This window comes from Anaerococcus jeddahensis (assembly GCF_001182725.1).
GTDB lineage: Bacteria > Bacillota > Clostridia > Tissierellales > Peptoniphilaceae > Anaerococcus > Anaerococcus jeddahensis.
In genome coordinates, this window is the sequence record NZ_CWHU01000005.1 from 824,392 (window position 1) to 837,236 (window position 12,845).

At 28.8% G+C, this 12,845-nt stretch carries 11 protein-coding genes and 1 riboswitch; of the genes, 3 read left to right on the forward strand and 8 right to left on the reverse strand.

What is annotated here, in order from left to right; translation table 11 throughout:
* Window positions 1-21: 21 nt before the first annotated feature.
* Complete coding sequence (locus tag BN2087_RS07055; protein ID WP_049691122.1) at window positions 22-357, reverse strand: ArsR/SmtB family transcription factor; 336 nt, start codon at window positions 355-357, stop codon at window positions 22-24.
* Between the two features lie 146 nt (window positions 358-503).
* Between BN2087_RS07055 and BN2087_RS07060 the strand changes: the two genes are divergently transcribed.
* The 3 genes from BN2087_RS07060 to BN2087_RS07070 all read left to right on the forward strand — a co-directional run bounded on the left by BN2087_RS07060 (window position 504) and on the right by BN2087_RS07070 (window position 3,419).
* Complete coding sequence (locus tag BN2087_RS07060) at window positions 504-722, forward strand: cadmium ABC transporter ATPase (protein ID WP_049691123.1); 219 nt, start codon at window positions 504-506, stop codon at window positions 720-722.
* Between the two features lie 9 nt (window positions 723-731).
* Complete coding sequence (locus tag BN2087_RS07065; RefSeq protein WP_049691124.1) at window positions 732-2,615, forward strand: heavy metal translocating P-type ATPase; 1,884 nt, start codon at window positions 732-734, stop codon at window positions 2,613-2,615.
* 132 nt (window positions 2,616-2,747) lie between these two features.
* Window positions 2,748-3,419: an HAD family hydrolase gene (locus BN2087_RS07070; protein WP_049691125.1), complete on the forward strand. Its 672-nt coding sequence runs from the start codon at window positions 2,748-2,750 to the stop codon at window positions 3,417-3,419.
* A 36-nt stretch (window positions 3,420-3,455) separates the two neighbouring features.
* Here the strand turns inward: BN2087_RS07070 and thiC are convergent, their stop codons facing one another.
* The 7 genes from thiC to brnQ all read right to left on the reverse strand — a co-directional run bounded on the left by thiC (window position 3,456) and on the right by brnQ (window position 12,797).
* The gene (gene thiC / locus BN2087_RS07075) at window positions 3,456-4,751 is read right to left on the reverse strand and encodes a phosphomethylpyrimidine synthase ThiC (RefSeq protein WP_049691126.1); all 1,296 of its coding nucleotides are present in this window, start codon (window positions 4,749-4,751) and stop codon (window positions 3,456-3,458) included.
* A 233-nt stretch (window positions 4,752-4,984) separates the two neighbouring features.
* A complete protein-coding gene (locus tag BN2087_RS07080; RefSeq protein ID WP_049691127.1) occupies window positions 4,985-5,317 on the reverse strand; it encodes a hypothetical protein in 333 nt (110 codons plus the stop codon).
* Window positions 5,310-6,266 (reverse strand): L-lactate dehydrogenase, encoded by a 957-nt coding sequence (locus tag BN2087_RS07085; RefSeq protein ID WP_049691128.1) that lies wholly within the window; start codon window positions 6,264-6,266, stop codon window positions 5,310-5,312. The genes BN2087_RS07080 and BN2087_RS07085 overlap by 8 nt, the downstream gene beginning before the upstream one ends.
* 115 nt (window positions 6,267-6,381) lie before the next feature.
* The gene (locus tag BN2087_RS07090; protein ID WP_049691129.1) at window positions 6,382-7,794 is read right to left on the reverse strand and encodes an alanine/glycine:cation symporter family protein; all 1,413 of its coding nucleotides are present in this window, start codon (window positions 7,792-7,794) and stop codon (window positions 6,382-6,384) included.
* A gap of 156 nt (window positions 7,795-7,950) precedes the next feature.
* Window positions 7,951-9,537 (reverse strand): Na+/H+ antiporter NhaC family protein, encoded by a 1,587-nt coding sequence (locus BN2087_RS07095; protein WP_049691130.1) that lies wholly within the window; start codon window positions 9,535-9,537, stop codon window positions 7,951-7,953.
* Between the two features lie 87 nt (window positions 9,538-9,624).
* Window positions 9,625-9,793, reverse strand: a riboswitch (Lysine riboswitch).
* Between the two features lie 98 nt (window positions 9,794-9,891).
* Window positions 9,892-11,304 (reverse strand): alanine/glycine:cation symporter family protein, encoded by a 1,413-nt coding sequence (locus BN2087_RS07100; RefSeq protein WP_049691131.1) that lies wholly within the window; start codon window positions 11,302-11,304, stop codon window positions 9,892-9,894.
* 149 nt (window positions 11,305-11,453) lie between these two features.
* Window positions 11,454-12,797, reverse strand: coding sequence for a branched-chain amino acid transport system II carrier protein (brnQ, locus tag BN2087_RS07105; RefSeq protein ID WP_049691132.1), 1,344 nt, complete (start codon window positions 12,795-12,797; stop codon window positions 11,454-11,456).
* Window positions 12,798-12,845: the final 48 nt, after the last annotated feature.

Sequence of the window (12,845 nt, forward strand, 5' to 3'; positions counted from 1 at the left end):
AATTTTAGAGGCTCTTTTTTTTTAAAGATTTTTACTTTTTAAAATAATATTATACAAAAATTCACTCACCTTATTATCTTCTGCTTTATAAAACATTTCTTTACCTTCTCTTTTTGCTGAAATTAAACCTGCAAGTTTTAAAATTCTTAAATGATGGCTTACAGCAGGTGAAGACATATCCATAATTGCCGCAATATTTATTACACATTCTTTTCTGTGACACAAAAGCCAAAATATTTGAAGTCTTTTTGGATCTCCCAAATGTTTGAAAGCTCTCGAAATATTTTCTGTCATATCTTCTTCTAATAAAAAATCTATTTTATCGTCATCTTTATAATGTTTATGTGGTAATTTCATTTTTCTCTCCTTATTTATATTTTACCATAAAATTAAAACAATTAAATATTTGCTTAATATTTGACTTTATATAAAAAATATTGTATCATTATCTTAGAAACGATTAAGCGATTGTTTAATCGAAATTATTTTAAAAGGAGATTATTATGAAAAAAACTTATAAAATTGAAGTAGACTGCCCTGCATGTGCAAATAAAATGGAAGTAGAAGCAAAAAATACTGACGGAGTAAAAGATTGCTCTATAAATTTTATGATGCTTAAGATGAAAGTTACTTTTGAAGATGGTGCCGACCAAAATGAAGTTATGGAAAATGTTTTAAAAAATTGCAAAAAAATAGAAAAAGATTGTGAGATTTATTTTTAAGGATTATTTATGAGTAAAAAACAAAAGAAAAACTTAATTAGAATAATTTTATCTGCTTTGATTATGATTATTCTACATTTTGTTAATTCTAATAATTTTTATACAATTGCTTTATATCTATTAGCCTATCTTTTAGTTGGCTATGATGTTTTATTAAATGCTTTTAATGGTATAAAAAACAAGCAAGCCTTTGATGAATCTTTGCTTATGGCCATTGCAACAATAGGCGCAATAATTCTTGCATTTTATACAAAAAGTGGAGATTTTGTTGAAGCTGTTGCTGTTATGCTTTTTTATCAAATTGGAGAATTTTTCCAATCTTATGCTGTTGGAAAAAGCAGAAAATCTATAGCAGATCTTATGGATATAGCTCCAGATTATGCAAATATAGAAGGTGAAAATGGAAATATAGAAGAAGTTGATCCAGATGATGTAGAAATTGGATCAACCATAATAATAAAACCAGGAGAAAAAGTTCCTTTAGATGGAATTGTAATTGATGGAGTATCATCTCTTGATACAAAAGCTTTAACTGGCGAATCTGTTCCAAAAGATGTTAAAAAAGGCTCAAATATTTATTCTGGTTCAATAAATTTGAATGGATTATTAAAAGTTAAAACTACAAAAGAATTTGGTGAATCTACAGTAACAAAAGTTTTGGAATTAATTGAAGATGCATCTGAAAGAAAATCAAAATCTGAAGATTTTATTACAAAATTTGCAAGAGTTTATACACCAGTAGTTGTATATCTTGCCCTTGCCTTAGCATTTTTACCAGGAATATTTTCATATTTTATGGGAGAAAGCCCAAATTTTTCATCTTGGATTTATAGGGCTTTGATATTTTTAATTATATCTTGTCCTTGTGCTTTGGTTATTTCAATTCCACTTTCATTTTTTGCAGGAATTGGATCAGCAAGTAAAAATGGAATCCTTGTAAAAGGATCAAATTATATGGAAGTTTTATCAAATGTTGACCAAGTTATTTTCGATAAAACTGGAACTTTAACCAAGGGAACTTTTGAAGTTACAGCGGTTCATCCAGAAAATTTATCAGAAACACAACTTCTTCATATAGCAAGCCATGTCGAAAGATATTCAACCCACCCAATTGCAGATTCTTTAAGAAAAGCCTATCCAAATGAAAAAGATAGTTGCGAAGTTAAGGATATAGAAGAAATTTCAGGCTATGGAGTAAGTGCAAAAGTAAATGGTGATTTGGTTTATCTTGGAAATTCAAAATTAATGGATAAATTTAATATTAAATGGAAAGCTTGTGAGAAAACTGGAACCATAATTCATCTTGCAATAAATAATGTTTACCAAGGTCACATTGTAATATCTGATACTATAAAAGAAAATTCCAAAAAAGCTATATCTGATTTGAAAAAAAATAATATAAGTAAAACAATAATGCTTACTGGAGATTCTAAAAGTGTTGGAGAAAATGTTGCAAAAGATTTATCTTTGGATGAATTTTATAGCGAACTTCTTCCCCAAGATAAGGTTAAAATTCTTGAAGAAATTTTAAGTAAAAATAATGATGAAAATAAAAAAATTGCCTTTGTTGGTGATGGAATAAATGATGCCCCTGCCCTAACAAGAGCAGATATAGGAATTGCCATGGGAGCTATGGGATCAGATGCAGCAATTGAGGCTGCCGATGTAATTTTAATGGATGATGATCCAGCAAAAATTCCTACAGCAATTAAAATTTCAAAAAAATGTCTAAGAATTGTAAAAGAAAATATATATTTTTCAATAGGAGTAAAAATATTAGTTTTAATTCTTGGCGCTTTTGGCCTTGCATCTATGTGGGCTGCAATTTTTGCTGATGTAGGCGTTACAGTTATAGCAGTTTTAAATGCTATGAGATGTATGTATTTGAAGTAAATTATTTAACTTAAAAATTTTTAAAAAAGTACAAAGTTTTTCTTTGTACTTTTTTTGTGTAATTTGACATAATTTTTTTTACGCTTTATACTTTACTAGATTATACAAATGAAAGGATTTCAAGTTATTAATATGATTAAAGCAGTTTTAATAGATATTGATGATACAATTTTTGATTTTGTAAAATGTTCTAAAAATGCCTTTAAAAAAACTTTAAAAAAACTAGATTTATCCTATGAAGAAAAAGATTTTTCATATTTCAATAAGGTAAATGATATTTTGTGGAGTAAGCAAAAATTGGGAGAGATAAATATTGAGAAAGTTTTTGAACATAGATCAATTATGATGAGTAAATATTTTGAACTTGATATAGAAAAAGAGATTTTTAACGATTTATTTGTAGAATTTCTATATGATGAAGTCGAGATGGTAGATGGAATTGAAGATTTATTATCTTACTTATCGAATAAATATCAAATTTATGCTGCAAGTAATGGAGTATACGATATGCAGGTAAATAGGATAAAAAAATCAAATCTATCTAAATATTTCAAAGATATTTTTGTATCAGATAAAATCAGTTATGAAAAACCTGATAAAAGATTTTTTAAAAAAATAATGGATATTACAAAATATTCAAATGATGATTTAATAATGATTGGAGATAGCATAAAATCTGATATAATTGGTGCAAAAAATTCAAATATTAAATCTATTTATTTTAATAAAGAAAATAAAAAAATTTCAGATAAAAGTTTCACTTACCAAGTAAAAAATTTATCTGAAATTAAAAAAATATTGTAAAAAGTGCGAAAATCAACTCGCACTTTTTTAAAAATTCTATAATTTTATATCTTTTCCTTCAAGAATTAAATTCATATTTCTAGCTGAGCACATTGCCCCACACATGGTACATGTTTCCTCTTCTTCCGGATTTGAAGAAGCTCTGTACTCTCTACATTTTTCAGGATCTATTGCAAGTTCAAACATTCCTTCCCAATCAAGTTTTTGTCTTCTCTTACTCATTTCAAGATCCCATTTTCTTGCATCTTTTAATTTTGCAATATCTCCTGCATGAGCAGCAATTTTTGCTGCAACAATTCCTTCTTTAACATCATTCACATCTGGAAGTTTTAAATGTTCTGCTGGAGTTACATAGCAAAGAAAATCTGCCCCATAACTTGCAGCAATCGCACCTCCTATTGCACTTGTAATGTGGTCATAACCTGGAGCAATATCACAAACCAAAGGTCCCAAAACATAAAATGGTGCGTTGTGGCACAATTTTTTTTCAAGTTTCATATTCATTTCGATATCATTTATTGGAACGTGACCTGGTCCTTCAATAATAACTTGAACATCTTTCTCCCAAGCTCTTTTTGTAAGCTCTCCAAGCGTAATCAATTCTGCAATTTGAGCAGGATCTGTTGCATCGTGAATTCCACCTGGTCTTAAAGAATCTCCAAGTGATAAGGTAACATCATATTCTCTTAAAATATCTAATAGTTCATCATAATATTCGTAGAATGGATTTTCCCTATCATTCATCTTCATCCAACCAAATAAAAGTGAACCACCACGAGATACAATTTCATTTACTCTTCTATTTCTCATGAAAATTTCTGCATTTGCCCTATTAATTCCACAGTGAATTGTAACAAAATCAACTCCATTTTCAGCGTGATTTCTTACTACATCCAAAAATTCATGGGCTTTTATAAAACTTAGACCCTTATCCAAAAATCCAACAGCATCATACATAGGAACAGTCCCAATCATTGCAGTAGATTTTTCAATCAACCTTTTTCTAAATTCTTGAGTTTTGCCATAATTTGATAAATCCATAATTGATTCAGCTCCCATTTTTAGTGCCATATCAACTTTTTGCATCTCAAGATCAAGATCATTTAAGTCTTTTGAAATTCCTAAATTTACATTAATTTTTGTCTTTAATCCTGTTCCTATTCCTTCTGGAGAAATAGAATTGTGATTTTTGTTTCTAGGAATTACAATTTCACCTTTTGCAATTTTTTCTAAAAGAAATTCTTCACTAACATTTTCTTTTTTTGCAACAATTTTCATCTCTTCAGTTACAAAACCATGTTTTGCAGCTTCCATCTGTGTCTTATACTTCATAAATTAAAAAAACCTCCTAAAATTACTTATAGGAGAATAAATATGCTTCATCCCTTGCAGGCATTATCCTGTCCGGTTTGATGGTCGAAGTCGAACTTCCTCTCAGCACATAGCTCCCATAGATCATTAATTTACAATTATAATTATAGTAAAAAAAAGAGATTAAGTAAAATAAAGCTTAAATTTCAAAAAAAAAAAAAAAATAGAGCCACAATAATATGGCCCTATCCTAATTATTTATTTAAATAATTTTCTAAATTTTTTATAGCTTTATTTATATTTTCTGCTTTAAATCCCTTATTTTCATTTCCAAGAAGAATTTTTATATCATCTTCATCCATTTTGCAAATATCTAATAATTCTTTGAAATTTAAATTTGAATTTTTTGCTAAAGTCTTAAACCTATTTATACTTTTGTAAAAAGATTTTTCATAAATTGCCTTAGACATATTAGATAAAAATAATCCAAAAAGTCCAGCATAAATATTTATAGTTTTGTAAAGAAAAAAACAAATAATTATATCGCAAATTCCATAAAGAAAATACTTATAATATAATTTATTCATCCAAAACTTCCTTAGCTAGTTTATAATTTTCTTCAAGAGCTTTACATGATTTATCAAACATTTCTTGTTCTTTGTCAGAAATTTCCATTTCAAGAATTTTCTCGCAGCCATTTGCCCCAATAACTGCAGGAACTCCAGTATAAAGGCCCTTATTATTATATTCTCCATCAAGATAAGCTGAAGTCATAATAATTCTTTTTTCATCAAGTAAAATTGCTCTTGTAAAATCAACCAAGCAGTTTGCAATTCCAAAATGAGTTGCACCTTTTCCCTTAATAATTTGAAAAGCCTTGTCCCTAATATTTTCAGAAACTTCTTCTTTAAATTTATCTTCATCTTCAATATCATCTAAAAATTTATCAATAGAAATTCCCTTAATCCTTGCATTTGACCACAAAGCTACTGAAGAATTTCCGTGTTCACCTATTACATAAGCCTCAACATCTTTTGGATTACAAGTTACTTCTTTTGCTAAATATTGAATAAATCTTGCAGTATCAAGATTTGTTCCACTTCCAACAATTTTATTATGAGGAAGACCAGAAACTTTTTGTACTACTTTTGAAATAACATCAACAGGATTTGTTGCAAGCAAAATTATTCCATCATAACCATTTTCCATTACTTTTGGAATTGTATCAAGAACCATCCTAGTTGCAATTTTTATATCATCAAGTCTATTTGTAAGATTTTTTTGGCTATTTCCGTAGCATAAAACCACCAAATCAGCATCTTTACAATCTTCATAAACTCCTTCTTTAACCAAAGTTGGAGACCCAGTTTTGCAACTTGCATCCATCAAATCATTTACATCTGCAATTGCCTTCTCTTTTTCAATATCAATAATTGAAAGACTTGTAGCAAGGCCAGAATTTACCAAAGCATAAGCATAAGATGATCCTACATATCCACTTCCAATTAAAACAACTTTTCTACCTAACTTATTCATAAATACCTCCATGTATTATTTCTAAGCTTATTATACTTTTATTGTAGATAAATAAAAATAATAAATTATTTTAAGACTTTTCATATAAAAAAGCCCTAGATAAACTAGGACTAAATTATATTTTAAAATTTTTATATTCACCCTCATCAAAATAAAGATCATTATCTTCTTTATTCCAAATAGGTTTTTTTCCTTCTTGTTTTTGTTCTTCGTAATCATCAAGAACTATCTTTACAGATTTAAATAAAAATATTAAGGTGATTACGTTAATAAATACTAAAATTCCCACAAATACATCTATAAGTCCCCAAACAATTTCAAGAGACATTTTTGTAGAAACTATAAACATTACTGCTGCAAAAAGTCTATAAATCCAAAGTGGTATTTTGTATTTATCTTTAAAAATGTGAATTATATTTGCTTCACCATAAAATAAATCAGCAATTAAAGTTGTAAATCCAAAAAATGCCATAGCTAATGCAACAACCCATCTTCCTATATAACCAATTTCATTTGAAAAAGCATCTTGAACAAGATTTATTCCATCAGATCCATTTCCCAAAACTCCAGTTAATAAAATTGCAAAAGCTGTAAGGCTACAAATTATACAAGTTGTAACAAATGTTCCAAACATTCCCAAAAATCCTTGTTCTGCAGGGTGATCGACATCAGCTGATGAATGCATAATTCCTGCAATACCATTACCAGCATCATTTGAGAACAAACCTCTTGCAACACCATTTCTAAAAGCATCCATTACACTATGACCAATTATTCCACCAACTGCTGCTTGTGGACTAAAGGCAGATTTAAAAATCAAAGCAAAAACTATAGGAATTTTTGTAATATTTGTTATTATAATAATAAAAACAACTATAACATAAAAAGCTGCCATTATTGGAACTAAAAATCCAGTAACTTTAGTAAGTCTTTTTACTCCACCAATTGTTATAATTCCAGCTAAAATTGTAACTATAACTCCTACAATTATTGGATTAAATTCAATTACTCCTTGAAAGCCTTTGGCGATTGAATTAGTTTGCATAAAAGCTATACAAAGCCCAACGCCAATTATGTACAAAAACGCAGTTATAATTCCTAAAACTTTTTTTCCTAAACCATTTCTAATATAATAAGCAGGTCCACCTCTGTAGGTTCCGTCAGATAATTTCACCCTATAAACTTGACCCAAAACTGTTTCAGCAAAAGTAATTACCATTCCTAAAATTGAAGTTACCCACATCCAAAAAATTGCACCTGGTCCACCGGCTACAAGAGCAGATGCTACTCCAACTAATGATCCTGTTCCAACTTGTCCACCAACAGCAGCTGCCAAGGCACCAAATCCTGAAACATTATCATCACTTTTCAAATTTTTCTTCAAAACATCTTTTATATCTTTTGCATATTTAATTTGTGGAAAACCTAATCTAATTGTATAATACAGCCCAACTCCCAACAAAACATAGCCGATAATATTACTCCATAAAAAATCAGCAATTCCAATTATGTTATCTAATAAAAACATAAATCCTCTCTTTCATACAAATGTCTATTTTTTATCAATATTTTTTTAACAAGAACTTATTATACTAGATTAATTAAAATTGTAAATATTTTATTAATTAAAAAACCTCTTACAAAATTATTAATTTAAATTTGGTAAGAGGTTTATAAATATTTTTTATTTATTTTTCAAATAAATCATGAAGATTATTACTGCTGCAAATCCAAAAGCTAAAGAAATTAAAGCTGAATGAGTATAGCCTGCTATTATAAATGAAATTGTTGCAATGCTCGCAACTGTTATTCCATATGGTAATTGGGTTCTGACATGATCAACATGAAGACATCCTGCTCCAGCTGATGACATAATTGTTGTATCAGAAATTGGAGAAATATGATCTCCACAAACTGCACCTGAAAGGCAAGCAGAAATTCCTATAAAAAATATCGGATCAGTTGGATCAAACATTGATGCTACAATCGGAATTAAAATTCCAAAAGTTCCCCAACTTGTACCAGTTGCAAAAGCCAATAAAATTGCTACAACAAAAATTACTGCTGGTAAAAATGTACTTAATCCACTTGCAGCATTTGTCATTAGATTCCCAACAAATTTAGTTGAACCCAACAAATCATTTGAGATATTTTTAAGACTTGTTGCCATTGTTAAAATTAAAATTGCAGGAACCATCGATTGAAATCCTTCTGGAATTGCATCCATTGATTTTTCAAAACTTATTACTTTTCTTACAAGAAAATAAATAATGGTTATAATCAAAGCAATAATAGCTCCCATTGGAAGAGCAACTGTTGAATCAGTATTTGCAAATGAATTTACAAAATCCATATAAAATTCACTAGATTTATCAAAAAATCCACCAATGTGAATCAAGCATAGAACTGAAATAATAATTAGACTTAAAATTGGAAAAACTAAGTCCAAAACTTTTCCATCTGGATGTCCATCTTCAGCACTTACATTTGAGTCTACTATGTGACCTAAATCTCCATCATTTATTGCCTTATCTTCAAATTCTTTCATTGGACCATAATCATTTCCAAATAAAATTAAAGATATAACAAAACACAAAGTCAAAAGTGAATAAAAATTATAAGGAATCGCCCTTATAAATAATTCTATTCCTGAAAGACCAGTTCCTTGAGCATAACCAGAAACTGCCGCAGCCCATGATGAAATTGGTGCAATCATACAAATTGGTGCTGCTGTTGCATCAATAAGATAAGCTAGCTTTGCCCTAGAAATTTTGTGTGAATCTGTAATTGGTTTCATAACAGAACCAGATGTTAGGCAATTAAAATAATCATCAATAAAAAGCATTATACATAAAAAATATGTTGCAAGTTGTGATTGCTTTCTAGATTTTATTTTTTTTCCAGCCCACTGTCCAAAAGCTCTAGATCCTCCTGATTGATTTATTAAAACTACGAGAATTCCTAAAACAATTAAGAAAATAAAAATTCCTGAAGTTTGAGAAATTGATTCTGTTAATCCTTTTACTACTACATTGTCTAAAAATATAGCAAAAGAATTTTTTGATCCTAAAATCGCTCCAATTATTATCCCCAAAAAAAGTGAAGAATATACTTCCTTTGTTATAAGAGCCATAACTATAGCTACAACTGGCGGAAGCAAAGCCCAAAAACTTGCATATGTTTCAATACCACTTCCTACAACAAATATCGAAACAATTATCGGTACTAAAGAAATTACCAAAAGCTGTGGTAATTTTCTTTCATTGTTCATTTTAAAACTCCTCTCGATTCAAATTGCAAAAAAAGTCATGACAAATGCCATGACTTAAATATAAAATATAAATATATAATAATTATAAACCACGACAGCTCACCAAAAATTTGGCAGTCCGACAGATATTCTCCAATCGTCCCGGTAACCTTAAGCCTTGGGCAGACTTAAAATCCCTTGGTGAATCACCCTTTCAAATATTTCCAATTCCCTCAAAAAATATTTTACTAATGTTTTCCGCACCTCTATCAAGCTTTTCAATTGCAATAAAAATCCTACCATTATTCGCTTTTTTTGTCAAATTGCAACAAACTTTAATAAATTAGTGATTAAAAATTATTTATTTTTTTGTAATTAATTCCAATAATCAAGTTTTTCATTCATTCCAATATTTTTTGATTTAAATACTGGATTTTTTCCTTGAGCTTTTTGTTTTTCGTAATCTTTTAAACAATTTATCGCCTTTTTAGATAATAATAAAATTGAAGGTAAGTTTATTAATGCCATAAGTCCCATTAATAAATCTGATACATCCCAAGCAAGTTTAACCTCGCTCATTGCTCCCAACATTATTACAACAACTGCAAATATTCTAAAAATTGTCATAAAAGTCTTTGATGGTGTTTTTTTGTTAATATAAGATAGATTACTATCTACATAAAATAAATTTCCAATTAAAGTAGTAAAAGTAAACAAGGCAAGAGAGAACGAAATAAAATAATTTCCGAACCCACCTAATAATGTTGAAAGGCTTTCTTGAACATATGGTGCCCCACTTAAAGCTTCGCTTGGTTCAATTCCTGAAGAAAGACACATGAAAGCTGTAGCTGAGCAAATCAAAAGTGTATCAATAAATACAGAAAGCATTTGAACAAGTCCTTGTTTGACTGGGTGAGAAATATGAGCACTTGCAGCAGCGTTTGGTGCAGAACCAATACCAGCTTCGTTTGAATAAAGTCCTCTTTTAATACCATACATCATAGATGATGAAGCAAGTCCTGCAAAAATAGCTTTAAAATTAAAAGCATCTTTAAAAATATTTAAAAAAACACTTGGTAAATATGAAAAATTTACAACAATCATTGCAAGAGCAACTAGAATATAAACAATACCCATAAAAGGTACAAGTGTGGATGTAAATTTAATTATCCTATCTCCTCCACCAAAAATACAAATTGCTGTAATTATTGCAAGAATTAATCCTATAATAAACGGAGTTTTGTTTGGATCATAAAATTCATAAGTCATGAAAGATGTTTGAAGATTAAAAGATGCAAGCATATTAAAACCAATTGCATAAGTTAAAATTAAACTTATAGCAAAAACAATTCCTAATACTCTAGATTTTAAACCTTGTTCAATATAATAAGCAGGTCCACCATAAGATTTATTATTTTCATCTCTTTTTTTATAAATTTGTGCAAGAGTTGATTCAACAAAAGCACTAGCTCCCCCAATTATAGCAACAACCCACATCCAAAAAACAGCTCCATATCCTCCAAGACAAATCGCTGTAGAAATTCCTACAATATTTCCAGAACCAACCCTAGATGCAGTTGAAACCATCAAAGCTTGAAAAGATGAAACCGATCCTTCTTCTTCAGGTTTTTCCATAACAACATTAATTGATTCTTTTAATAATCTAACTTGCAAGAATTTAGTTCTAAATGTAAAATAAATCCCAATTGCAAGAAGCAAAATTATTAAAATTGGATAATAAAGAACACTATTAATAGGTCCAATAAAATTACTAATTTTTTCTAACATATTCTCTCCTTTTAATTTAATACGATAATACAAAGTTGTATTAAAGTTTCGATAATTTAGTAAAATTATATCATAAATTAAATTTTAAGTAAATTTTCTTTCAAAATTAAAAATATATATAAAAATAATCGAGTTTCCCCGACTATTTTTTAATATCTTTCTTTAACTTTTGCATCTTCATGAAATGTTTCTAAATATTTGAAAACTGCTGTGCTTATAACTAGGACTAATAAACTTGGTAATAACCATGAAAGTCCTTCTTTATATAATGGTAAAGATTCTACTAAATTTGTTACAAACCATAATTTTATTCCAAATGAGTTATTTAATACTTCTACAAATGGAAGGAAAACTGATAGACTTGCTGTAAATAGATAGGATTCTTTTGAATAATTTACAAAAACATGGCTTATTCCCATTAATATTAATACCAAGGCAACTGGATATATTATTGTCAAAAGTGGAACTGAGAAAGCTAATAATTTATTTAATCCAAAATTTGCCATCAAAAATGAAAATAATGTCCAAACTAAAACCCATTTTCTGTATGATAATTTGTAATTAAATAATGATTCAAAATATTCTCCACCACTTGTTATTAGTCCTATGCAAGTTGTAAGACATGCAAGAGTAAATATTGCTGCAAGTAAAACTAATCCAAAATTTCCAAAAACATTTTTAACTGCATAGGTTAATATTACAGCACCATTTTCTGCCCCAACAAGTTTTGATGATCCTATCATTCCTACACTTGCAAGCATTGTGTAAACTAAAAATAAAACTGCTCCTGCTACAAGTCCTGCTTTTATTGTATAATTTGTAACTTCATTTTTATCTTTTATTCCAAATCTTTTTATGGATTGGGCTATTACAAAACCAAAATTTAAGGCAGCAACAGCATCCATGGTGTTATATCCTTCCAAAAATCCCTTAACTAAAGGAGCATTTTTATATTCTCCAACAGGAGCTGCTATATTTTTTTCCATTGTTATAACTTTTAAAAACATAAAAACTATCATGACTAAAAGTGTAGGTGTTAAATATTTTCCAACTCTTTTTACTAATTTATTTGGTTTTAAACATACAAACAAGGCTATTGAGAAAAATACCAAAGTGTATAAAAATCTAGCAAGATTCATATTAAATTCTTGTGGTATATAAGGCGCTATTGCCATTTCAAAAGGAACTGATCCAGCTCTTGGTATTCCAAGTCCAGGTCCTATTGATAAATATATAGCTGTAGTAAAGACTACAGAAAACAAAGGAGAAACTCTGTTTGATAGATTTGTTAATCCTTCAGTTTTCCCAACAACTATTGCGCCCATAACAGGAAATATAATTGCAGTAACGCAAAATGCTAATAAAGAAATAAATGTTAAAGATCCTGCTTGGTTTCCTAAAAGTGGAGGGAAAATTAAATTTCCAGCTCCAAAAAATAAACCAAATAGCATTACACTAACTTGTAAAAATTGACTTCTTGATAATTTTTTCATTCTATCCTCCAAAAATTTATTACAATATTTATTCATTAAAAAAGTCCC

What these genes read in the sequence shown, in the direction of transcription:
- BN2087_RS07055 (WP_049691122.1), bottom strand. Translation starts at nt 357, where the DNA reads ATGAAATTACCACATAAACATTATAAAGATGACGATAAAATAGATTTT.
- BN2087_RS07070 (WP_049691125.1), top strand. Translation starts at nt 2,748, where the DNA reads ATGATTAAAGCAGTTTTAATAGATATTGATGATACAATTTTTGATTTT.
- thiC (WP_049691126.1), bottom strand. Translation starts at nt 4,751, where the DNA reads ATGAAGTATAAGACACAGATGGAAGCTGCAAAACATGGTTTTGTAACT.
- BN2087_RS07080 (WP_049691127.1), bottom strand. Translation starts at nt 5,317, where the DNA reads ATGAATAAATTATATTATAAGTATTTTCTTTATGGAATTTGCGATATA.
- BN2087_RS07065 (WP_049691124.1), top strand. Translation starts at nt 732, where the DNA reads ATGAGTAAAAAACAAAAGAAAAACTTAATTAGAATAATTTTATCTGCT.
- BN2087_RS07060 (WP_049691123.1), top strand. Translation starts at nt 504, where the DNA reads ATGAAAAAAACTTATAAAATTGAAGTAGACTGCCCTGCATGTGCAAAT.
- BN2087_RS07100 (WP_049691131.1), bottom strand. Translation starts at nt 11,304, where the DNA reads ATGTTAGAAAAAATTAGTAATTTTATTGGACCTATTAATAGTGTTCTT.
- brnQ (WP_049691132.1), bottom strand. Translation starts at nt 12,797, where the DNA reads ATGAAAAAATTATCAAGAAGTCAATTTTTACAAGTTAGTGTAATGCTA.
- BN2087_RS07090 (WP_049691129.1), bottom strand. Translation starts at nt 7,794, where the DNA reads ATGTTTTTATTAGATAACATAATTGGAATTGCTGATTTTTTATGGAGT.
- BN2087_RS07085 (WP_049691128.1), bottom strand. Translation starts at nt 6,266, where the DNA reads ATGAATAAGTTAGGTAGAAAAGTTGTTTTAATTGGAAGTGGATATGTA.
- BN2087_RS07095 (WP_049691130.1), bottom strand. Translation starts at nt 9,537, where the DNA reads ATGAACAATGAAAGAAAATTACCACAGCTTTTGGTAATTTCTTTAGTA.